This is a genomic window from Pseudomonas sp. ADPe, assembly GCF_014843515.1.
Lineage (GTDB): Bacteria > Pseudomonadota > Gammaproteobacteria > Pseudomonadales > Pseudomonadaceae > Pseudomonas > Pseudomonas citronellolis.
Genome location: NZ_CP062122.1, coordinates 1126689 through 1148935 on the forward strand (window position 1 = coordinate 1126689; position 22247 = coordinate 1148935).

At 71.0% G+C, this 22247-nt stretch carries 20 protein-coding genes; 12 read left to right on the top strand and 8 right to left on the bottom strand.

Annotated features, from left to right (window positions below; genetic code table 11):
* Window positions 1–4 precede the first annotated feature (4 nt).
* From IG194_RS05095 to IG194_RS05115, 5 genes are all read right to left on the bottom strand, one after another.
* Window positions 5–670, bottom strand: coding sequence for a GntR family transcriptional regulator (locus IG194_RS05095; protein WP_043267379.1), 666 nt, complete (start codon window positions 668–670; stop codon window positions 5–7).
* 12 nt (window positions 671–682) lie between these two features.
* Window positions 683–2191, bottom strand: coding sequence for an amino acid ABC transporter permease/ATP-binding protein (locus IG194_RS33140; RefSeq protein WP_058490728.1), 1509 nt, complete (start codon window positions 2189–2191; stop codon window positions 683–685).
* 34 nt (window positions 2192–2225) lie between these two features.
* A complete protein-coding gene (locus IG194_RS05105) occupies window positions 2226–3068 on the bottom strand; it encodes an ABC transporter substrate-binding protein (protein WP_058490730.1) in 843 nt (280 codons plus the stop codon).
* Between the two features lie 421 nt (window positions 3069–3489).
* Window positions 3490–4287, bottom strand: a complete 798-nt coding sequence (locus IG194_RS05110; RefSeq protein WP_058490732.1) for a putative hydro-lyase — start codon at window positions 4285–4287, stop codon at window positions 3490–3492.
* A gap of 99 nt (window positions 4288–4386) precedes the next feature.
* Complete coding sequence (locus tag IG194_RS05115) at window positions 4387–5316, bottom strand: LysR family transcriptional regulator (RefSeq protein ID WP_058490734.1); 930 nt, start codon at window positions 5314–5316, stop codon at window positions 4387–4389.
* A 215-nt stretch (window positions 5317–5531) separates the two neighbouring features.
* Between IG194_RS05115 and IG194_RS05120 the strand changes: the two genes are divergently transcribed.
* Genes IG194_RS05120 through IG194_RS05140 form a run of 5 tightly spaced genes read left to right on the top strand, consistent with a single transcriptional unit; the run spans window position 5532 to window position 10145 of the window.
* The gene (locus tag IG194_RS05120; protein ID WP_058490736.1) at window positions 5532–6812 is read left to right on the top strand and encodes an MFS transporter; all 1281 of its coding nucleotides are present in this window, start codon (window positions 5532–5534) and stop codon (window positions 6810–6812) included.
* A gap of 25 nt (window positions 6813–6837) precedes the next feature.
* Entirely contained in the window at window positions 6838–7590 is a 753-nt protein-coding gene (locus IG194_RS05125; protein WP_058490738.1) for a 5-oxoprolinase subunit PxpA, read from the top strand.
* Window positions 7587–8300 carry a 5-oxoprolinase subunit PxpB gene (pxpB, locus tag IG194_RS05130; protein ID WP_058490740.1) on the top strand — a complete coding sequence of 238 codons (714 nt, stop codon included), beginning with the start codon at window positions 7587–7589 and terminating at the stop codon, window positions 8298–8300. The genes IG194_RS05125 and pxpB overlap by 4 nt, the downstream gene beginning before the upstream one ends.
* A complete protein-coding gene (locus IG194_RS05135) occupies window positions 8297–9223 on the top strand; it encodes a biotin-dependent carboxyltransferase family protein (RefSeq protein ID WP_058490741.1) in 927 nt (308 codons plus the stop codon). The genes pxpB and IG194_RS05135 overlap by 4 nt, the downstream gene beginning before the upstream one ends.
* A gap of 52 nt (window positions 9224–9275) precedes the next feature.
* The gene (locus IG194_RS05140) at window positions 9276–10145 is read left to right on the top strand and encodes a DUF1353 domain-containing protein (protein WP_058490742.1); all 870 of its coding nucleotides are present in this window, start codon (window positions 9276–9278) and stop codon (window positions 10143–10145) included.
* 290 nt (window positions 10146–10435) lie between these two features.
* Here IG194_RS05140 and IG194_RS05145 read toward each other — a convergent pair whose 3' ends face one another.
* Window positions 10436–12325 carry a filamentous hemagglutinin N-terminal domain-containing protein gene (locus tag IG194_RS05145; RefSeq protein WP_064987641.1) on the bottom strand — a complete coding sequence of 630 codons (1890 nt, stop codon included), beginning with the start codon at window positions 12323–12325 and terminating at the stop codon, window positions 10436–10438.
* Window positions 12326–12546: 221 nt separating this feature from the next.
* On the opposite strand from IG194_RS05145, the gene IG194_RS05150 reads away from it, so the two are divergent.
* The 7 genes from IG194_RS05150 to IG194_RS05180 are packed head-to-tail and all read left to right on the top strand — an operon-like array spanning window position 12547 to window position 19574.
* Complete coding sequence (locus IG194_RS05150; protein WP_009621155.1) at window positions 12547–13506, top strand: AAA family ATPase; 960 nt, start codon at window positions 12547–12549, stop codon at window positions 13504–13506.
* The gene (locus tag IG194_RS05155; RefSeq protein WP_058490744.1) at window positions 13506–14465 is read left to right on the top strand and encodes a DUF58 domain-containing protein; all 960 of its coding nucleotides are present in this window, start codon (window positions 13506–13508) and stop codon (window positions 14463–14465) included. Before IG194_RS05150 ends, IG194_RS05155 begins: the two co-directional genes overlap by 1 nt.
* Entirely contained in the window at window positions 14462–14959 is a 498-nt protein-coding gene (locus IG194_RS05160) for a DUF4381 domain-containing protein (protein WP_043313594.1), read from the top strand. The genes IG194_RS05155 and IG194_RS05160 overlap by 4 nt, the downstream gene beginning before the upstream one ends.
* Window positions 14952–15962: a vWA domain-containing protein gene (locus IG194_RS05165; RefSeq protein ID WP_058071993.1), complete on the top strand. Its 1011-nt coding sequence runs from the start codon at window positions 14952–14954 to the stop codon at window positions 15960–15962. Before IG194_RS05160 ends, IG194_RS05165 begins: the two co-directional genes overlap by 8 nt.
* A complete protein-coding gene (locus tag IG194_RS05170; protein WP_412535747.1) occupies window positions 15947–17704 on the top strand; it encodes a VWA domain-containing protein in 1758 nt (585 codons plus the stop codon). Before IG194_RS05165 ends, IG194_RS05170 begins: the two co-directional genes overlap by 16 nt.
* Window positions 17701–19335: a BatD family protein gene (locus tag IG194_RS05175; protein ID WP_058490747.1), complete on the top strand. Its 1635-nt coding sequence runs from the start codon at window positions 17701–17703 to the stop codon at window positions 19333–19335. Before IG194_RS05170 ends, IG194_RS05175 begins: the two co-directional genes overlap by 4 nt.
* A gap of 47 nt (window positions 19336–19382) precedes the next feature.
* Entirely contained in the window at window positions 19383–19574 is a 192-nt protein-coding gene (locus IG194_RS05180; RefSeq protein ID WP_064987640.1) for a hypothetical protein, read from the top strand.
* A 34-nt stretch (window positions 19575–19608) separates the two neighbouring features.
* Here the strand turns inward: IG194_RS05180 and IG194_RS05185 are convergent, their stop codons facing one another.
* Both IG194_RS05185 and IG194_RS05190 read right to left on the bottom strand, forming a co-directional pair.
* Window positions 19609–21423, bottom strand: coding sequence for a monovalent cation:proton antiporter-2 (CPA2) family protein (locus IG194_RS05185; RefSeq protein WP_058490749.1), 1815 nt, complete (start codon window positions 21421–21423; stop codon window positions 19609–19611).
* Between the two features lie 68 nt (window positions 21424–21491).
* A complete protein-coding gene (locus IG194_RS05190) occupies window positions 21492–22205 on the bottom strand; it encodes a biotin/lipoate A/B protein ligase family protein (protein ID WP_058490751.1) in 714 nt (237 codons plus the stop codon).
* Window positions 22206–22247: the final 42 nt, after the last annotated feature.

Sequence of the window (22247 nt, forward strand, 5' to 3'; positions counted from 1 at the left end):
TGGTTCAGAGGGAGTGGGGCGTGCCGAGCAGGTCCAGCAGCGCGTTTTCGGAATCCTCGAGGTAGCTGGCCATGGCCTCCGCCGCCTCGTGCTTGCGGCCGGCGCCGAGCAGGTCGTGGATGTGCCGGTCGCGGTCGATCCAGGGGCGCTGGAAGTTCTCCTCGTTGGGCGCGAGGGAGAACACCAGGCGCATCTGCGCCGCGACGTTGGCGAAGAACTCGTCGAACAGCGGGCTGCGCATCAGCCCAACGATGTGCTGGTGGAAGTGCAGGCTGTGGGTGCCGAAGGCCTGCCAGTCCTCGCGGTCCTGGGCCAGCTCGGCGGCCTCTATGGCCTCCAGCATGCGGTCGGACTGGTACTCGCGCAGCGGCTTGCTGGCGAGGATCGCCTGCAGCTCCAGGGTGCGCCGCACCAGGAAGATGTCGCGCACCTCGGCCAGGCCCAGGCGGCGCACCATCACGCCCTTGTTGCGCACGTAGGTGGCCAGGCCCTCGCGGCCGAGCTGGTGCAGGGCCTCGCGGATGGTGTTGCGCGAGGCGTTGTAGCCCTTCACCAGCTCGCTCTCGATGAGCGCCATGCCCGGCAGCAGGCGCCCGCCGATGATGTCCTCGCGCAGTTCGTTGGCGACCTGGGCCGACAGCGACAGGCCGCCGGCGTCTTTGTTTTTCATCTGCGGCCCTCCTCAGGCCAGTTGGACGTCCTTGAGGAACCGCCCCATGCGCTCGCTGCGCTGCTCCAGCAGCTCGCGCGGCGGCCCGGCCTGGACGATGCGCCCGGCCTCCATGAACACCACGCGGTCGGACAGGCGGAAGGCGAAGTTCATTTCGTGGGTGACGATGACCATGGTCATGCCCTCCTTGGCCAGTTCCTCGATCACCGCCAGCACGTCGCCGACCAGCTCCGGGTCCAGCGCCGAGGTCGGCTCGTCGAACAGCATCACCGCCGGGCACATGGCCAGCGCGCGGGCGATGGCCACGCGCTGCTGCTGGCCGCCGGAGAGCTGGTGCGGGTACTTGCCGGCGTGTTCGAGCATGCCCACCTTGTTCAGCAGCGCCAGGCTCAGCTGGCGCAGCTCGGCGCTATCGGCGTGGCCATGGTGGTGTGGGGCGAGCATGACGTTCTCCAGCACGGTCTTGTGCGGGAACAGGTTGAAGCCCTGGAACACCATGCCGACCTGGACGATGCCCTGCATGTGCACCTTGTTGCCCAGCGGCCCGCCCGGCTCGCGCGCGCCGCGCAGGAACGGCTTGCCGCAGAGAGTCACCTCGCCCTGGTCGAGCGCTTCCAGGCCGTTGAGGGTGCGGATCAGGGTGGTCTTGCCCGAACCCGAGGGGCCGATGATCGACACCACCTCGCCCCAGCGCACGTCGAGGTCGATGCCCTTGAGCACCTCCAGTTGGCCGTAGTGCTTGCGCGCCCCGCGCACCTGCAGGGCGAAGGCGCCCTGCCCGGCGCTGGCCTCGCTGCGCCGCGAAACCACCGCCGGCAGCTCGCCGACCGGCACCGGGCGCGGCTGCCGGCGGGTGACGTCGAGGTGGTTCTCCAGGCGCCGCAGCAGGTAGCTGAACACGGTGACGATGAACACGTAGTAGAAGGCCACCGCCAGCATGGTCTCCATCACCAGGAAGTTCTGCGTGTAGAGCTGCTGGCCGACCAGCAGGATCTCGCTCAGGGAGATCACCGAGACCAGCGAGGTCAGCTTGACGATGGTGATGTACTCGTTGGCCAGGGTCGGCAACGCCACGCGCAGCGCCTGGGGAATCACGATCAGCCACTGCACGCCGCGGTAGCCGATGCCCAGCGCCTTGCCGGCCTCCAGCTGGCCCTTGGCGATCGCCAGCAGGCCGCCGCGATGGATTTCCGCGATATAGGCCGTCTCGCTCAGGACCATGGCGATCAGCCCGGCGCCGTAGGGGTTGGAGAGCAGCGCGCTGGTGCCGGGGAAGACCTGCGGCAGGTTGTAGACGAAGATCAGCAGCACCAGCAGCGGCAGGCTGCGGAAGAACCAGATGTACAGCGCCGCCGCGTCGCGCAGGTAGCGCCGCGAGGATTGCCGGGCCAGGGCCACCAGGAAGCCGAGGACGATGCCCAGCAGCCAGGTTTCCAGGCTCAGCTCCACCACGGTGCCCACCGCGCGCCAGAAATCGGCGTTCCACAGCAGGCCCAGGGCATAGTGCCAATCGAAATGCATGTTCTTGCTCCGTATTGCTCGGCCGGTCGTCGGTTCAGTTGCCCAGCGCCTGGGCGACGTCCGCCGCGCTCGGTTCGGCGAGGTTGTAGCGCGCCAGCAGGGCCTGGTATTCGCCGTCCTGCTTCATGGCCTCGAAGCCCTGGCGCAGGCCGTCGAGCAGTTCGCCGTTGCCCTTGCGCACGGCCAGGCCGATGACCACCGGGTAGATCAGCTCGCGGGAGGCGATCTGCAGGCGGCCCTGCAGCTTCTCGGCGGTGATCTTGGCCACCGCGGCGTTCTCGAACTGCACGTCCACCGCCTTGGCCAGCAGGGCCTGGGCCGCTTCCGGCGAGGTGGGGAATTCCCGCGACTGGATCGCCGGCTTGCCCTGGGCCACGCAGTAGTCGCGCGAGACCTCCAGCAGCCTGGGAATCCACGAGCCGCCCTTGATCGAGGCCACGCGCTTGCCGCACAGGTCCTCGGCGCGCTGCGGGCGGAAGTCGTCGTCGCTGCGCACCATCAGCGAGGCGCCGCTCTTCAGGTAGGGCAGGAAGTCCACCTGGCGGGCGCGCTCGGGGGTGACGTAGAGCGCCGAGGCGACCACGTCGAAGCGCCGCGCGTTGACGCCCATCACCAGGTTGGCGAAGCGGGTGTCGCGGAACTCCGGCTGCAGCTTCAACTGCTTGCCCAGCGCCCTCATGAACTCCGGGTCGAAGCCGGCGGGCCGGCTCTGCTCGAGGTAGGCGTAGGGTGGGTAGGTGAGGTCCGAGCCGATGCTCAAGCGGCCCTCCTCCAGGGTGCCGGTTACCGCCGCCATGGCCGGTGCGGCCAGCGCCAGTACGCCGGGCAACGCCAGTGCCGCCAGCCAGCCCGCCTTGCCTGCAAATCGCTGTTTCATGGTGAAGCCCTCGCACGGTGATTGTTCAACAATCTTTCCGTTACGAGTAATCAAACTTGATGCCAATTAATAAGAAGGCCGACTGAAAATGGCGTTGGGAAGGAAAAAATCCGCTCTTTCGGGGGAAGTGCCGGCGCCCACATGCCCCACTACGGGGCGGGCGTTACCAAATGGAGCAGCGTGCTAGCGAAAGGCTACCCAGCGTCCCGGCGGTAACAGCGACAAACCAGGCAACGAGCAGGCTGCACGGCCTAAGGTGGCCGGTAACACGCCGGGAAACGCTCCGTTATCCGTGCCGCCTGCGGGCTGGGCCAGGCGTGGATGGCCTGGCCCAGCGCCTGCGCGGTAGCGGGCATGCAAGGGCAGCGAGGGCGCCCAGGCGGCCGAGTTTCCCCCGCAACAGGCGCCCTGGGCGCGGGACTCAGAGCTGGCCGTAGAGCAGGTCGCTGACCAGCATGCAGCCCGGCGCATGGGTGATGAACAGCTCCGGCTCGGCCTCGGCCAGCACCGCCTGCGGGGTGACGCCGCAGGCCCAGAACACCGGCAGTTCGTCGGCGGCCAGGGCCACCGGCTCGCCGTAGTCCGGCGCCTGCAGGTCGGCGATGCCGATCAGCGCCGGGTCGCCGATGTGCACCGGGGCGCCGTGGGTCAGCGGGAAACGCCCGGTGATCTGGCTGGCGCGCACCGCGTCGGCGGCCTTCAGCGGGCGCATCGACACCACCATGTGGCCGGCCAGGCGCCCGGAGGGGGTGTTGGCGATATGGGTGCGGTACATGGCCACGTTGCGCCCCTGCTCGATGTGGCGCAGGGCGATGCCTTCGTCCTGCAGCGCCTGCTCGAAGGAGAAGGAGCAGCCGATGGCGAAGGCGACGAAGTCGGCCTCCCACAGCTCGCCGATGTCGCTCGTTTCGCGGTGGGGCTGGCCGCGGCGGTACACGCGGTACAGCGGCACGTCGCTGCGCACGTCGATGTCGACGCCGAGCTTGTGCAAGCGCGGCGAGCCGGGCTCGGTGACGTCCAGCAGCGGGCAGGCGCGCGGGTTGAGCACGCAGAAGCGCAGGAACTCGTCGGCCCAGGAACGCTGCAGGATCACGATGTTGGCCTGCAGGTGGCGCTGGCCGAGGCTGCTGGTGTGCCCGGCGTAGTCGCCGCGGCGGATCAGCCGGCGCAGTTCGAGCGGGCTCAGGGAGGCGAGATCGTGGGGCTGGGCCGGGGTCATCGGCGGTCTCCTGATGGTGGGCAAGGCCCCCGTTCTAGTCGGCCGGCGCCGACGCCGTCCAACAAATAGTTTCCGCCCCCGGGCATCGGAAAAATTGATTCAGCGGCCCGCAGGCAGCAGCACGATGCGCGACTCGCCGGCGCCGGCCGCGTAGTCGGCGAGCACCGTCCGGCTCATTTCCACCACCTGCTCCACCAGCTCCAGGCCGCTGCCGCCGCGCCAGGAGGCCACCAATGGCAGCTCCGGCGGCGACGGCTCCACGTCCAGCGCCCGCAGTTCGCCGCGCTCCAGCTCCTGGACCACCAGGGCCGGCGGCAGCGCGCCTATGCCGAAGCCATCGCGCACCAGGCGCGTCATCGCCGCCACCGAGTTCACGCAGTTCAGCCGCGGCAGGCTGACGTCGCGGGCCTGAAGCATGGTGAGCAGGTCCAGGTGCGGCCGCGAATGCTTGGAGAAGGTCAGCACGCGCTCGCGGAACAGGTCCTCCAGCCCCGTGTAGTCGCGGTCGTAGGGCGAGCCCCGGGGCACCACCCAGCGCAGCGGGTAGCTGCCCAGCTCCAGATTGAGCACCGATTCGTGGCGGATGGCGTCGGTCTGGAAGATCAGGTCCAGGTAGCCCTTGCGCAACTGCTCGGCGAGGTTGATCGCGGTGTCCGCCATCAGCTCGATCTCGAGGTCCGGGAAGCGCTCCATGCCACGTGCCACCAGGGGGCTGAGCCAGGTGTGGATGACCGTGTCCATGGCGCCGATGCGGATACGCCCCTGGCCGACGCGGCCGGCGTCTATGGCCTGGCGCAGCGACTGCGCGGTGTCGAGCATGCGCTCGGCGTACTCCAGCACCTGGTGGCCCTCGGGGGTCAGGGTCACGCCGCGGGAATCGCGGACGAACAGCTTCACGCCCAGATCGCCTTCGAGCACGGCGATACGGCTGGAAATGGCGGCCTGGGTGCTGAAGAGCTTCTCGGCGGTGAGGCGGAAGCTCTTCAGGCGGGCGACCCAGACGAAGGTCTCGAGGAATTTCAGGTTCATGGCCAGTACCGGACGGGGACGCGCAAGCATAACCCCGCCCCGCCGGCGCCGCGAATTCCGCGCCAGGGGCGGGTATCGGAAATTCTTGTCACCGGCGACCGCATAAATTAGTTGGACGCATGCCCCCGCGCCTCGAAGAATCCGGGCCCAGGCGACGGCAAGATGTGGTACCGGCCGCTAGAACAATTCCAAGAACGCAAGAGCGGAGATCCCCCATGGAAAAGCAGGCGAGCCCGGCCGTCCCCCTCGACGTGAGCAGCGGCAGCTATTTCGGCTGGTACCGTGACCTGGACAAGCAGGAACGACGGACCTTCTGGAGCTGCAAGATCGGCTACGGCCTGGACGGCATGGATACCCAGATGCTCAGCTTCGTCATTCCCACGCTGATCGCCCTGTGGGGCATCGGCACCGGCGAGGCGGGCCTGATCCACACCCTCACCCTGCTGGCCTCCGCCGCCGGCGGCTGGGTTGCCGGCATTCTCTCCGACCGCATCGGCCGCGTCCTCACCCTGCAGTTGACGGTGCTGTGGTTCGCCTTCTTCACCTTCCTTTGCGGGCTGGCGCAGAACTACGAGCAGTTGCTGATCGCGCGCACCCTGATGGGCTTCGGCTTTGGCGGCGAGTGGACCGCCGGCGCGGTGCTGATCGGCGAGGTGATCCGCGCCCGCGACCGCGGTAAGGCGGTGGGCCTGGTGCAGTCCGGCTGGGCGCTGGGCTGGGGCATCACCGCCCTGCTCTACGCCCTGCTGTTCAGCGTGCTGCCGCCCGAGTACGCCTGGCGCGCGCTGTTCCTCCTCGGCCTGCTGCCGGCGCTGTTCGTGCTGTTCGTCCGGCGCCTGGTCAAGGAGCCGGAGGTCTACCAGCGCGCCAAGGCCCTGGAAAGCAACGAAAAGACCAGCTTCCACGAAATCTTCGCCCCCGGCATGCTCAGCATCACCCTGCGCGCCTCGCTGCTCACCACCGGCGCCCTGGGCGGCTACTACGCCATCACCTCCTGGCTGCCGACCTACCTGAAGACCGAACGCCATCTCAGCGTGCTCGGCACCGGCGGCTACCTGGCCATGGTCATCCTCGGCTCCTACGTCGGCTATGTGATCAGCGCCTTCCTCACCGACCTGCTGGGGCGCAAGAAGAACTTCATCCTGTTCGCGGTCGGCTCCTTCATCGTGGTGCTGCTCTACACCCAGTTGCCAATCCCCAACGCGGCCATGCTCTGGCTGGGCTTCCCCCTGGGCTTCTTCGCCTCGGGCATCTTCAGCGGCATGGGCGCCTTCCTCACCGAACTCTTCCCCACCCGCATCCGCGGCTCGGGCCAGGGCTTCTGCTACAACGCCGGGCGCGCCATCGCCGCGCTCTTCCCCATGCTCATCGGCATGATCAGCCAGCACGTGCCGCTGGGCCTGGGCATCGGCGGCTTCGCCGCGGTGTCCTACGGCGTGGTCATCCTCGCCGCCCTGAGCCTGCCGGAAACCCGCGGCAAGCAGCTGGAACCCTGAGCCGCAGCGACCTTCGAGGACGACCATGCACCTCCCCCTGCTCAACTGCGACATCGGCGAAAGCTTCGGCGCCTGGAAAATGGGCCTGGACGCCGAGGTCATGCCGTACATCGACTGCGCCAACATAGCCTGCGGCTACCACGCCGGCGACCCCGGCAGCATGCGCCGCACCGTGGCCCTGGCGCTGGAGCACGGCGTGCGCATCGGCGCCCATCCCGGCTACCCCGACCTGCTCGGCTTCGGCCGCCGCTCGCTGGAATGCAGCGCGCAGGAGATCGAGGACATGCTGCACTACCAGATCGGCGCCCTCGACGGCATCTGCCGCGCCCAGGGCGCCCGGGTGAGCTACGTCAAGCCGCACGGCGCGCTGTACAACGACATGATGCGCAAGCCCGAGCAACTGCGCGCGGTGATGCGCGCGGTGGCGGCCTACGACCGCGGGCTGCCGCTGATGCTGCTGTCCACCCGCGACAACCACGGCGCCCTGGCCATGGCCGCCGAGTTCGGCCTGCGCCTGTGGTTCGAGACCTTCGCCGACCGCGCCTACACCGCCGAAGGCCACCTGGTCTCGCGCCAGTTGCCCGGCGCGGTACACCACGACAGCCGCCAGGTGATCGCCCAGGCGCTGACCCTGGCCCGCGGCGAGGCGCTCGGCGCCAGCGACGGCAGCGCGCTGCGCCTGCGCGCCGACAGCATCTGCGTGCACGGCGACAACCCCGGCTCGGTGGAAGCCGTGCGCCAGCTGCGCGCCGCCCTCGGCGCCCTGGTGCCGGCATGAGGCCGCGCCTGGAAGTGGTCGCCCTGGACAGCTACATGCTGCGCCTGTTCGACACCATCGACGAAGCCAACATGCCCTGGCTGCTGGCCGCCGCGCAGCGCCTGCGCGCGGTCTTCGGCGACGAGCTGCTGGAGCTGGTGCCTTCCTATACCACCCTGATGCTGCGCTTCGACCCACTGCGGCTGGAGCCGCTGGCGATCCGCGAGCGCCTGTTCGCCGCCCTCGACGGCCTGCGGCCGCTGGCCGGGGAGAACAGCCGCGAGCAGGTCCTGCCGGTGTGGTACGACCCCAGCGTCGGCCCCGACCTGGCGCGCCTGGCGCGGCACACCGGGTTGGGCGTGGCCGAGGTGATCCGCCGCCACAGCGGCCGCGCCTACCAGGTGTTCGCCCTCGGCTTCGCCCCGGGCTTCGCCTTCATGGGCCTGGTCGAGCCGGCCCTGGCCACCCCGCGCCTGGCCACCCCGCGGCAGCGCGTCGCCGCAGGCAGCGTCGGCATCGCCGAGCGCCAGACCGCCACCTACCCGCTGGCCTCCCCTGGCGGTTGGAACCTGCTGGGGCGCACCCCCGCGCGCCTGTTCGACCGCGGGCGCGACGGCTACAGCCTGCTGCAACCCGGCGACCGGGTGCGCTTCGAGGCCATCGACCATGCCGAATTCATCCGCCTGGGCGGCGACGACACGCCCATGCCCGCCGAGGAGGGCCAGGCATGAAAATCCTCCACGTGGAAAAGAGCACCCCGCTGGCCCAGTTGCAGGACGGCGGCCGCTTCGGCGTGCGCCACCTGGGCGTGACCCAGGGCGGCGCCCTGGACTGGGAAGCCCAGGCCTGGGCCAACTGGCTGCTGGGCAACCGCCTGGACGCGGCGGTGCTGGAGATTCCCCTGGGCGGCGTGACCCTGCGCGCCCATGCCGACGTGCGCCTGGCCCTGGCCGGCGCCGACCTGGCGGCGGAAATCGACGGCCAGCCGCTGGCGCCCTGGCAGGCCTTCGAACTGCGCAGCGGCCAACGCCTGGCCTTCCACCAGCCGCGCAGCGGCGTGCGCGCCTACCTGGCGGCGCCCGGCGGTTTCCTCGGCGAGACGGTGCTGGGCAGTTGCGCCACCGTCGTCCGCGAAGGGCTCGGCGGCCTCGACGGCCAGGGCAAGCCGCTGATGGCCGGCGACGAACTGCGCGCCGCCGGCGGAACGCCCCCGCAGCGCCATATGCAGGCCCACCAGCAACCGCGCTACGACGGCCCGGCGGAGCTGGAACTGGTGCTCGGCGCCCAGGCCGGCGACTTCGCCGGGCAGAGCCTGTTCGACGCCTTCGACGCCACCTGGACCCTCGACCAGCGCGCCGACCGCATGGGCATGCGCCTGCTCGGCCCGGCGTTGCAGTACCTGGGCCGGCCGATGATCTCCGAGGGCATTCCCCTGGGCGCCGTGCAGGTGCCGCCGGACGGCCAGCCGATAGTGCTGCTCAACGACCGCCAGACCATCGGCGGCTACCCGCGCCTGGGCGCCCTCAGCCCCAGGGCCCTGGCGCGCCTGGCGCAATGCCTGCCGGGCGCCGAGCTGCGCCTGCGGCCCAGCGTGCAACCCGCGGCACTGGCGGCGCACCGGCAACTGCTGGCGCAATGGCGACAGGTCGACTGAAGCCGGCCAACGATAATGGCACAATGGCATCCTCGACATCACGGAGGATGCCATGCAAGCCGTTCCCCCGTTGCAGCGCCCGCTGCTGCGCCACCTCGCCAACCTGCTGGTCACCCTGCTCGGCCTGCTCCTGCTGGGCCTGGCCTGGCTGCTGCAGCCGCTGTTGCTGCAGTACCTGCTGGCCGGCGCCCTGCCGGTGTACCTGGGCGTGCTGCTGCCGCAACTGGTCGGCCGCCGCGAGCGCCTGCGGCGTGTCCGTGCCGCACGGGCAGCCTCGGTGGAGCGCTGGGGCTTCTGCAGCCGCGACAGGCCCGGCCCCTGGGTCAACTACATCGACTTCCCGCTGACGGTGTTCTGCGAAGAGGCCCGCGGCCGCTTCTTCTATAGCGAATGGCTGGTGATCCACGACGGGCGCATCATCGTCAACCCCGGGCACAGCGAGGTCGACCTGGCCCGCGGCGAGGTGCGTTACCACTTCGACCGACCGCGCACCTACGCCTGGGATGGTTGTTCGCCCTTCTACTGGCTGGCGATCTTCGGCACCCCGGACTGGTGGGAGCACCTGGAAGACGTGGCCTGCATCCGCGACGGCGAAATCCGCCGCAGGCAGGTGTTCTGGCCGGTGGCGCACCATGCCAGCCTGGTGCACGACGCGCTCTACCAGTTCCTCAACGTCTCGCCGCTGGACAAGGCCAGCGCCGACCGCCTGTTCCTGCGGATGCTGCGCAATGCCGGCATGCCCCGCCCGCTGGCCTGGGTCTATTACCTGGCGGTGGTGCTCGGCGGCGCGCCGAAGATGCGCCAGGTGCGCAACGGCAACAGCCCGCTGCGCTGCCTGACGCCGATCCCCGGCGCAGCCGCCGGGCCAATGGGGGAAACCCGGCTCGGGGTGCCTGATGCGGTTCATTCGGGCAAGGGCTAAGCGTCCCTTTCCGGGGGGCCTCACCCCAACCCTCTCCCACAGCGGGAGAGGGGGCCGTTCGTGCCACCGGGGTGTCCGGTGTAGCCGGTGAATCCAATCGCGGACGGAGTCCGCTCCTACGCCCGTGCTTCCCTGCAGCTGTCTTGCAGGCCGCGCCGAGGTGCTTTTCGTAGGATGGGTTGAGCTTGCGATACCCATCGGGCCAGGGTGATGGGTATCGCTTCGCTCAACCCATCCTACGGGGCCGCTTCTCCCGGGCAGAGAAACGGCATCAGGCTCGGAGCCCCGATCTAGAGCGTCCAGCTCCAGGGAATATGCGACTCCACATCGCCATTGCTGAACATGTTCCCTTCATCCTCCAGGCTACCCACGTCCAGGTACAACTCGGAACCACTGCCCAGCACCCCGTAGTTGACCAACCGCCCGGCATTCAGCCAGATCTCGTCATAGGCCAGGAGCGTGCCGTGGTTGACGAGCGCGTTGCGGATATCGAGCTGGGCATACATCCCGCTGATCAGGCTGCCACCACGCTCCAGTTCCAGGGAATCGGCACTGATCCTCAAGCCATCCTGGCTGAGCAGCCGGCCGCTGCCGCTGTAGCGCCCGCTCAGCTCCAGCGACAGCCCGGACTCGCTGGCGATCAACCCGGCATTGCGCCAGTCGTGGCCGCTACCGCGCACGCCGAGGGTGCCGTTCAGGCGCCCGCTGGCGCCCTGCTCCAGCTCGCCCACCTCCAGGATCAGCTCGCGGGCCTGCAGGCTGCTGTTGTTCAGCCAGTGGTCGCGCTTGATGTGCAGCACGGAACGGGTGACGAAGCGGCCGCCGGCCAGGCCCAGCTGCGCCAGGTCGATGCCGAAGCGGCCGTTGCCGCCGTGCCAGACCCAGCCGTTGTCGTTGAGCAGGCTGCCGCTGCGCAGGTCGAGGTCGCGGGCGTAGGTCTCCAGGCTGCCGTTGCGGTTGTCCAGCACGCCGCCGATGCCGATGTCGGTGCCGCCCTCCCAGCCACGGGCGCGGATGCGTCCCTGGCCGTTGCTCAGGGACGCGGCGTGCAGGCGCAGGCCGCCGCGGCTTTCGATCAGCCCCCGGCTGTTGTCCAGCGCCCCGGCCAGGCTCAGGTCCATGCTCTGGGCGCGCAGCTCGCCGCCCCGGTTGACCAGGCCGCCGCCCAGGCGCATGAACAGGCCGCCGGCGCTCTCCAGCCGGCCCTGGTTGGTCAGGCTCCCGGAAGCCCACAGCTCGGCGTCGCCCCCTGCGCCGACCGGCCCGCTCAGGTGCATGTCCCCGGCCTTCAGGCGCACGCCGCCGGCGCTCTGCAGGCGCGCCAGCTCCAGGCGGCCGTTGGCGTCGATGCGGATGTCGCCGGCGCTGGCGGCCAGTTCCCCGGCCAGCTTCACGCCCACGCCCTGCTCGGTGCCGACCAGGCGGATGGCGTTGGCGTACATGCCGCCCAGCGCCGAGCTGTCGATGGCCAGGCGCGGCCGCGGGCGGCCATCGTCGGCCTTGGCGCTGGCCGCCAGGCTTTCGCCGTCCACGCGGTTGCGTCCGGCCACCACGTCGAGCTGCTGCGCATGCAGCGCGGCGTTGAGCGTGGCGCTGCGGGTGATCAGCTCGAAACGCCCCACCTCGCGGGCGTCGAGCCCGGCGCCTTCGATGCCGATGTGCCCGCCGTCGACGTCGTAGCCCGCCAGGCGGTCGCCGTCGAATATCGGCTTGCCGGTGGTCAGGGTGGCCCGCGGCATGTTGATGAAGCCGCAGCCGTTGCAGGTCACCCCGTGGGGGTTGGCGAGGATGAAGTGCGCGCCCGGCCCGGCGATCTCGATAGCGCCCCGCAGCTGCGAGGGGCTGCCGCCGGTGACCTCGCCGAGGATCTTGCGCGCCGCGCCCTTGCCCAGGTTGGGGTTGCCGGCGATGGCGCCGCCCAGCTGCGACTGCGCCCCGCCCGGCGAGTTGTTGAGGATCAGGCCTTCGCGGCCGACGTTGAACTGGCCGAACTTGTTGTGCGACAGGCCATTGGCGTTGGGGGTGGCGATGTTGACCACGGGCACGCCGTTGCCGGCGGAACCCAGGCCGGCGTTGCCGGAACCGGGGGCCAGGCTCAGCGGCGCGGCCGCGGCGTGCGGGTGAGCGAAGAACAGCAGGCCGGCCAGGACGGCCGGGAAATGCAGAGCATTGCGTTCCATGTCCATCTACTCCACGTTGTCCATGAGGAGCTTCCCAAATTAGTGGCAGTGCGCTTCGGAAACGCGTCCTTGTCCCGTGGGAAGCCTCCTCGTCGGCCCGTGGAAGCGGGGAGCCGCGCGGCGGCGCCACGCCACCCTGCACGCGCCTGCGCCGATGCAGTAAAGTAATGCCCCCGGCGGCTCCGGCACGCCGCCTTCCCCATTCCAGGAACCCGCATTCGATGGAACACCGTGAGTCGCTCCTCGCGTTGCGACATTTCCTCTCCAGCCAGATCCTCGGCCAGGAAAAGCTCGTCGAGCGCCTGCTCATCGCCCTGCTCGCCGACGGCCACCTGCTGGTGGAAGGCGCGCCCGGGCTGGCCAAGACCAAGGCCATCAAGGACCTCGCCGAAGGCCTGGAGGCCGAGTTCCATCGCATCCAGTTCACCCCCGACCTGCTCCCGGCGGACATCACCGGCACCGAGATCTACCGCCCGGAAAACGGCACCTTCTGCTTCCAGCAGGGGCCGATCTTCCACCACCTGGTGCTGGCCGACGAGATCAATCGCGCCCCGGCCAAGGTACAGTCGGCGCTGCTGGAAGCCATGGCCGAGCGCCAGGTCAGCATCGGCCGCAGCACCTACGACCTGCCGCCGCTGTTCCTGGTGATGGCCACCCAGAACCCCATCGAGCAGGAAGGCACCTACCCGCTGCCCGAGGCCCAGCTCGACCGCTTCCTGATGCACGTGAAGATCGGCTACCCGGAAGCCTCGGTGGAGCGCCGCATCCTCCAGCAGGCCCGTGGCGAGGCGCTTAACGGCGAGACGCGGCCGGAACGCCAGGTGACCCAGGAATCGATCTTCGCCGCGCGCAAGGAAATCCTCGGCCTGTACATGGCCGACGCGGTGGAGGAATACCTGGTGCAGCTGGTCATGGCCACCCGCACCGCGGCCAAGTTCGACGCCGAGCTGGCCGAGTGGATCGCCTACGGCGCCAGCCCGCGCGGCTCCATCGCCCTGGACCGCTGCGCGCGGGCCCACGCCTGGCTGGCCGGGCGCGATTTCGTCAGCCCCGAGGACATCCAGGCGGTGCTGTTCGACGTGCTGCGCCACCGCCTGATCCTCTCCTTCGAGGCGGAAGCCGCGGGGATCGACCAGGACCGCGTGGTCCAGCGCATCCTCGACGTGGTCGCCGTGGCCTGATGCCGGACACCGCCAGCAACGGCGTGACGGTCAGCCTGCAAGAGCTGATCGACATGCGCCATCGCCTGCGCGAGGTGCAGCTGTTCTCCACCCCGGCCCGGCGCAGCCCGCTGATCGGCCTGCACCACTCGCGCCTGCGCGGGCGCGGCGTGGACTTCGACCAGGTGCGCGTGTACCAGCCCGGCGACGACGTGCGCACCATCGACTGGCGCGTCACCGCGCGCTCCCAGGAGCCGCACACCAAGCTGTTCCACGAGGAGCGCGAGCGCCCGGTGTTCGTCCTCGTCGAGCAGAGCCGGCGGACCTTCTTCGGCTCCGGCCTGTGCCTGAAGTCGGTGCTGGCCGCGCGCGCCGCGGCCCTGCTCGGCTGGGCCGCGCTGGCCCACAACGACCGCATCGGCGGCCTGGTGCTGAGCGACCACGACACCCACGAGATCAAGCCGCGGCGCAGCAAGCAGAGCCAGCTGCAGTTGCTCAACCTGATCGTCCGCGCCAACCACGCGCTGCTCACCGACGGCGCCGCGGCGTCCGCCGGCGACGGCTTCGGCCTGGCCCTGCGCCGCGCCCGCGAGGTGCTGCGGCCGGGCAGCCTGGTGATGATCGTCTGCGACGAACGCGCCCTCGCCCACTCGCCCCAGGGCGACCTGGCCGAGCAGCAGCTGGGCCTGCTGGCGCGGCACACCGACCTGGTCCTGCTGCCGGTGTCCGACCCGCTCGACCACGCCCTGCCGGCCGCCGGGCTGATGCGCTTCGCCGAAGGCCAGGCCCTGCTCGAAGTGGACACCCACGTCGACGAACAGCGCCTGGCCTACCGCGCCCTGGGCGAGGCGCGCCGCGAGCGCTGGGCGCGGGTCAGCCAGCGCCTGGGCGTGCCGCTACTGCCGCTGAGCACCCAGCTGGACCTGGTCGAGCAACTGCTCGACCAACTCGAACAGCCCGCCGCGGGGAAACGCCCGTGAATCCCCTCGACGCTCTGGAACCGCTGATCCAGCCGGCCGCCGTGCCCTGGTGGCCGCCGGCGCCGGGCTGGTGGCTGCTGGCCGCGCTGCTGCCGCCGCTGGCCTGGGCGTTGTGGCGCTGGCGCCACCGCCTGCTGCCGCGCCGCCGCGCGCCAGTTCCGGCGGAAGCGCCGCTGGAGCCTATCCGCGTCGCCGCCCTGGAAGAACTGGCGCGCCTGCCGCGGCCCTACGGCGGCGCCCCCGCCGGCCCCTGGCTGCAGGCGCAGAACGCCCTGCTCAAGCGCCTGTCGCGGGCGCGCTGGCCGGACGACAGCTGCCACACCCTGAGCGGCCGCGCCTGGCTGGCGTTCCTCGACAACCGCTGCCCGGCCGCCGGCCTGACGCGCTGGATGATCCTGGTGGAAGGCGGCTACCGCGCCGAATGCAAGCTCGACGACAAGGCCATCGACGGCCTCGCCGCCGCCGTGGAAACCTGGGTGCGCAAGCATGTTTGAGTTCGCCTGGCCCTGGGTCTTCCTGCTCGCCCCGCTGCCCTGGCTGCTGCGCGTACTGCTGCCGCCGGCCGACAGCGGCGAGGCGGCGCTGAAGGTCAGCTTCCTCGCCGAACTCGAAGGCCTGGCCGGCCGCCGCGCCCGCGCGCAACTGCCGGCCTGGCGCCTGCAGGCGCCCTTCGTGCTGCTCTGGCTGCTGTTGCTGCTGGCGGCGGCGCGCCCGCAATGGGTCGGCGAGCCGCTGCCGATCCCCGCCAGCGGCCGCGACCTGCTGCTGGCGGTGGACGTCTCCGGCTCCATGGACACCGCCGACCTCACCTGGCAGGGCAGCGAGATCAGCCGCCTGAACCTGGTGCAGAAGCTCTTCGGCGACTTCATCGAGGCGCGCCGCGGCGACCGCGTCGGCCTCATCCTGTTCGGCAGCAAGGCCTACCTGCAGGCGCCGCTGACCTTCGACCGCCACACCGTGCGCGTCTGGCTGGACGAGGCGCTGATCGGCATCGCCGGCAAGGACACCGCCCTGGGCGACGCCATCGGCCTTGCCGTCAAGCGCCTGCGCCAGCGCCCGGCGCAGAGCCGCGTGCTGGTGCTGATCACCGACGGCGCCAACACCGCCGGCGAGATCCCGCCGCTGACCGCCGCGCGCCTGGCCGCCGAGGAGAGCGTGAAGATCTACACCATCGGCATCGGCGCCGACCCGCAGCCCGGCGGCGTGCTCGGCATGCTCGGCCTCAACCCCGGCCTGGACCTGGACGAAGCCACCCTGAAGGCGATCGCCGGCCTCACCGGCGGCGAATACTTCCGCGCCCGCGACGGCGCCGAGCTGGAGGCCGTCTCCAGCACCCTGGACAGCCTCGAACCGGTGACGCAGAAGCCCACCCAGGCGCGCCCGGCCCTGGCCCTCTACCACTGGCCGCTGGCCGCCGCGCTGCTGCTGAGCCTGCTGCTGGTGGCCGCGGAACTCTGGCCGGCGCAGCACTGGCGCTGGCCGTGGAGGCGCCCATGAGCCTCTGGCCGCACCTGCTCTACCCCGGCTGGCTGCTGCTGTTGCCGCTGCTCGCCTGGCTGCTGTGGAAGCTGCTGCACCGCCAGCGCCGCGCCGGCCGCTGGCAACTGCTGCTGCCGGCGGCCTTCCACCCCTGGCTGCTCCAGGGCGGCAGCGGCCGCCCCGACCGCCGCCCCTGGCTGTACCTGGGCCTGGCCTGGCTGCTGGCGGTGCTGGCGCTGCTCGGGCCGAGCTGGGAGCGCGTCGAGCAACCGGCCATGCAGCGCAGCGACCCGCTGGTGGTGATCCTCGAACTGACGCCGCGGATGCTCGCCGGCGACCTGCCGCCCAGCCGCCTGGAACAGGCCCGGCGCAAGCTCCTCGACCTGCTGCGCGCGCGCCCCGACGCGCAGACCGCCATCGTCGTCTACGCCGGCAGCGCCCACACCCTGGTGCCGCTGTCCAACGACCTGTTCACCGCGCGCAACCTGCTCGATGCGCTCAAGCCGTCGATCATGCCCGAGCCGGGGCAGCGCGCCGACCTCGCCGTACAGCAGGCGCGCCGCCTGCTCGACCAGGGCGCCCAGGGCAACGGCCGCCTGCTGCTGCTCACCGGCGGGCTGGAGGAAAGCGAACGGCAGGGCATCCGCCAGGCCCTGCACGGCCACGGCCGGGACTTCGCCATCCTCGCCGTGGGCACTGCCGGCGGCGCGCCCATCCCCCAGGAAGACGGCACCTACCTGAAGGACGACCAGGGCGGCATCCTCCTGCCGCGCCTCGACGAGGCCGGGCTGCGCCAGTTCGCCGCCAGCCTCGACGCCGGCTACCAGCGCCTGGGCGCCAGCGACCGCGACCTCAGGGCCCTCGGCCTGCTGGACGCCAACCGCGGCCTGGAAGCCGCCGGCAACGACGCCGTGCTGCGCCTGCAGCGCTGGGCCGACCAGGGTTACTGGCTGCTCCTGCCGCTGCTGTTGCTGGCCGCCTGCGCCGGCCGCCGCGGCTGGCTGTTCAGCCTGCCATTGTTGCTGCCGCTGTGGCTGGGCGCGCCGCAACCGGCCATGGCCTTCGAGTTCGTCGACCTCTGGCTGCGCCCCGACCAGCAGGGCCAGCGCCTGCTCGCCGAGCAGCGCCCGGCCGACGCCGCCCGGCGCTTCGCCGACTTCCGCTGGCGCGGCCTGGCCCTCTACCAGGCCGGCGACTACGACGGCGCGGCCCACGCCTTCGCCCTGGGCGACAGCGCCGCCGACCACTACAACCGTGGCAACGCCCTGGCCCGCGCCGAGCAGTACGAGGCCGCCATCGACGCCTACGAGCGGGCGCTGGAACTGCAGCCCGGCCTGCAACAGGCCCAGCGCAACAAGGCGCTGCTGGAGGACCTGCTGCGCCAGCGCGAGCAGGACGCCGCCCAGCAGCGCCCCAATGCCTCCCAGGCCAGCCGCAGCGGCGAAACCGAGCCGGCGCCGACGGCAGCGGCCAAGCCTTCGCAGCAGCAGAACCTGGAAGAACGGCCCACGCGCCCCTCCGCGGCCCTGCAGAACCGCCAGCAGGCCAGCGCCGAGCGCCTGCAGGCCGCCGGCCCGGACGACGAGCCGCCCGCCGATTCGACGGAACTCCCCGCCCCCACAGCGGACGAAGGGAAGCTCAGCGACGAAAGCCGCCAGGCCCTGGAACAATGGCTGCGGCAGATTCCCGACGAACCCTCCGAACTGCTGCGCCGCAAATTCTGGTACCAACAGCAGCAGCGCCAGGAAAACCTGCCATGAAACGGATGATCTGCCTGATCCTGCTCAGCCTGCTCGCATTCCAGGCGCAGGCCAGCTTCACCGCCAGCGTCGACCGCGCGCGCCTGACCGAGGGCGAGAGCCTGGACCTGACGCTGGAGTCCGACGACCCCACGCAGTTCGGCAAGCCGGACCTCACGCCCCTGGGCGACGCCTTCGAAATCCTCGGCACCCGCCAGGTCAACCGCCTGACCACCCTCGACGGCCAGGCCCAGGCCACCACGCGCTGGATCATCACCCTGCGCCCCACCCGCAGCGGCGCCCTGCAGATACCGGCGCTGCGCATGGGCAACGGGCAGACCCAGCCGATCGCCCTGCAGGTGCTCAAGGCCGAGGACGCGGACGAGCAGCAGAAGCTCTCGCCGGTGTTCATCGACGCCAGCCTCGACCACGAGTCGGTCTACGTGCAGGCCCAGGCCATCCTCACCCTGCGCATCTACCACTCGGTGTCGCTGTACGACGACAGCAGCCTCAGCCCGCTGCAGATCGACGACGCCAAGGTCGAGCAACTCGGCCAGCCGCGCACCTACGAGAAGGAAATCAACGGCGTGCGCCACGGCGTCATCGAGGTGCGCTTCGCGATCTTCCCGCAGCACAGCGGCGAGCTGACCATCCCGGCGCTGAACTTCAGCGCCACCCGGGTGGCGCGCAACAGCCCCGGCGACACCTTCGGCGTGCTGCCCGGCAAGCGCCTGCGGGTGAGCTCGCCGGAAATTCCCCTGGAAGTGAAGCCCAAGCCCGCCGACTACCCGGCCGACGCGCCCTGGCTGCCGGCCCGCGCCGTCAGCCTCAGCGAAAGCTGGGCGCCGCAGCCGGAGCAGGCGAAGGCCGGCGAAGCCCTGACGCGCAACCTGATGCTGCGCGTGGAAGGCCTCTCCAGCGCCCAGCTGCCGCCGCTGCCCCAGGCCCTGCCGGCCGGGCTGCGGCACTATCCCGACCAGCCGCAGCTGGCCGAGGAACAGGGCGACCAGGGAGTGATCGGCAGCCGCGAGGAACGCCAGGCCCTGATCCCGGAGCAGGCCGGCCAGCTGAGCCTGCCGGACATCGAGATCACCTGGTGGAACACCCAGGAAGACCGCCTGGAGCACACCACCCTGCCCGGCCGCAGCCTGGACGTCGGCGCCAACCCGCAGCTGGCGGCACCGCCCCCGGCGCCGCTGGAAGGCGCCGTGAGCCCCGACGGCCAGCGCCTCTGGCCGTGGCAACTGGCGACCCTGCTGCTGGCCCTGACCAGCCTGCTCGGCTTCGGTCTCTGGTGGCGCGCCCGGCGCCAGCCGGCCATCGTCCGCGCCGCGGCCAACGCGCCCAGCGCCCGCACCCTGCTCGACGAACTGCGCCGCTGCTGCCAGGCCAACGACCCCCACGCCACCCGCCAGGCCCTCGACGCCTGGGCGCGCCAGCAGCCGGAAACCCTGGCCGACATGGCGGCGCGCTTCGTGCCGCTGTCCGACGCCATGGACGGCCTCAACGGCGCGCTCTACAGCGACAGCGAGGGCGGCCACAACTGGGAAGGCGAGGACCTCTGGCGGGCGATCCGCACCCTGCCCGCCGCGGAAGGCGGCAGCGCGGCGACGGCCGAGGGCAACAGCCTGCCACCGCTCTACCCGCGCTGAGCCATGCAGGCCAGGCTGAGGAAAACTCCCTGGCAAGAGGCAGCCCCATGGCCGAACGCCCATGGCGGCTCGCCACCCTGCTGCTCTGCGGCCTGCTGGCTCGCGGCGCCCAGGCCGGCCCCGCGGCCCCGCCGCCGCTGGACGGCCCCGGCGGCTCGCGCCTGGCCCACGCCGACCTGCGCTCGCCCGGCGAGTCCATCCGCATCGACGAACCGCCGCGCCGCCGCGTGCGCGGCTGAAGCGCGGCCGGTCCATCCGTAGCGCCCAGCCCGCTCAGGGCTTGCCCACGCCGCGGTCTTCCAACTGGTCGGCCTCGAACAGCGTCTCCAGTTCCTGGCGCGCCTCGCGGGCGGTCTGGATCACCGCCGCGGCGTCGTCGTAGACCTTGTACTGGGCCATCAGCACTTCCTCGTCGTGGCGGCGGAAGCGGCGGATGCGCGCCAGCGCCTGCTCCTCGGAAAGGCCCATTTCCACCAGCACCCGCCGGCTCATCTCCAGGCTGGAGTGGAACAGCTCGCGCACCGGGCTGGCCCCGGCGTCGAGCAGGTGGTAGACGTGCTGGCGGTTGCGCGCCCGGGCGATGATCTTCACGTGCGGGTAGAGCTTGCGCACCAGGCGCGCGGTGTCGATGTTGGTCTGCGGGTCGTCGGTGGCGACGACGAAGAACTCGGCCTTGTCCACCTGGGCTGCGCGGAGGATTTCCGGGCGCAGCGGGTCGCCGTAGAAGATCGGGATGCTGCCATAGCTGCGGCTCAGCTCGATGGTGTCCACCGAGGTGTCCAGGGCGATGAAGGGCACGCGCTGGGCGCGCATGATCCGCGCGACCACCTGGCCCATGCGGCCCATGCCGGCGATCACCACCCGCGGCGCGTCGCCCTCAATGCGCTTGTACTCCTCCGGCGCCTCGCGCACCGGCACGGGCTCGGGCTTCATCAGGCGCGCGGCCAGCAGCACCAGCAGCGGCGTCACCGCCATCGACAGGGTGATGCACAGCACCAGCAGGCTGTGCAGGTTGGCGTCCAGCAGCCCTTCGGCGCGGGCCAGCTTGAACACCACGAAGGCGAATTCGCCGCCGGCCGCCAGGACGATGCCCAGGCGCAGCGCCGAATGGCCGTCGAGGCCGCCGGTGAGGCGCCCGAGCAGGTACAGCAGCGGCAGCTTCAGGCCGATCAGCAGCAGCGTCAGGCCCAGCACCAGCAGCGGCGAATGCAACAGCAGGCCGAGGTCGGCGCTCATCCCCACGCTGATGAAGAACAGCCCCAGCAGCAGGCCCTTGAACGGCTCGATCTGCGATTCCAGCTCGTGGCGGTATTCCGAGTCGGCCAGCAGCAGGCCGGCGAGGAAGGCGCCCAGGCCCATGGACACCCCGGCCAGCTCCATCAGCCAGGCGGTGCCCACCACCACCAGCAGCGCGGTGGCGGTGGACAGGTCGGCCATGCCGGTGCGCGCCACCGTGCGGAACACCGGGCGCAGCAGGTAGCGTCCGCCGACCACCACCACGGCGATGCTCCCCACCACTTCGAGGAAGTGGCGCCAGTCGCCGCCCGGCGCGGCCTCGTCGGCCCGCGCGCCGAGCAGCGACACCGCGGCGATCAGCGGGATGGCGGCGATGTCCTGGAACAGCAGGATGGCGAAGGCCAGGCGGCCGTGGGGGCTGGCCAGCTCCTTGCGCTCGGCGAGGATCTGCAGGCCGAAGGCGGTGGACGACAGCGCCAGGCCGCCGCCGAGCACCACCGAGGTGTTCAGCGGCAACTCGAAGGCCAGGTGCGCCAGCACGCCGATCACCAGCGCGGTGAGCAGCACCTGGGCCAGGCCGATGCCGAACACCGCCTTGCGCATCACCCACAGGCGCTTGGGCGACAGTTCCAGGCCGATGATGAACAGCAGCAGCACCACGCCCAGCTCGGACAGGCTGGCGACGCTTTCCGGGTCGTCGATCAGGCGCAGCACCGAAGGCCCGATCAGCACCCCGGCCAGCAGGTAGCCGAGCACCGCGCCCAGTTGCAGGCGCTTGGCCAGCGGCACCATGAAGACGGTGGCGATGAGGAAGACCACCGCCGATTGCAGATAGTTGGAACCATGCTCCATGCCGGAACGCTCCTTGGCAGGATGAGGCCCGGCGCGCGGCCGGGCGGGTGGAACGGAAAGGGTGTCGATCAGACCGGCGGCAGGCCCTGGTCGATCAGGTGGCGCTGGAACTGCCCGGCGAGCGCTTCGACCTGCTGCCAGGGCTGCGCGTACCGTTCGTCCAGCGCGACGTGGCTGGTGCCACGGATGTCGGCCGGCAACTCGACGGCGCGGTAGAAGACGTTGACCACCTCGGCCATGGCCTCGCGCTGGTTCTCCATGAGGATGGCGCCGTGGGCCAGCACCACGTAGCGCCCGTCGCTCTGCCGGCGGCGCCAGCGCTGGGCGGTGCCGACCAGCTTGCGGCCGCCGATGTTGACGTTGTAGCGGCCGTCGCAGAAGGCGCCGTCGACCTCGCCCACGCCGGCGTCCAGGCCCATGGCCGCGAGCCAGTCGCAGAGCGGCTGGCACAGGCGCAGGTAGGCGGTGTCGATGCGCGTCTGCTCGTTGTCGCCATCGGGCACCGCGTAGCACAGGGCGACGTTGAGCACCGCCGGCGACTGCGGCACCGGCTCGCCGCCGGTGTCGCGCAGGGCGATCGGCCAACCGAGTTCGGCGCAGCGCGCCTCGGCCTCGGCGAAGCCGGCCAGGCGGCTGAGCCGGCGCGGCATCACCAGCGCCTGCTGCAACGGGCGCCAGAACAGCAGGCGGCTGTCGGCCTGGCCGCTGAACACCTGGTCCAGGGCGGCGCGTTCGGCATCCAGGCCGTCCTGTGCGGAAAACCGCAGTACCCGTTCGCCCATGTCCTACTCCTTTCGCCGTGCTGCCTGACAGGTAGCGGACTA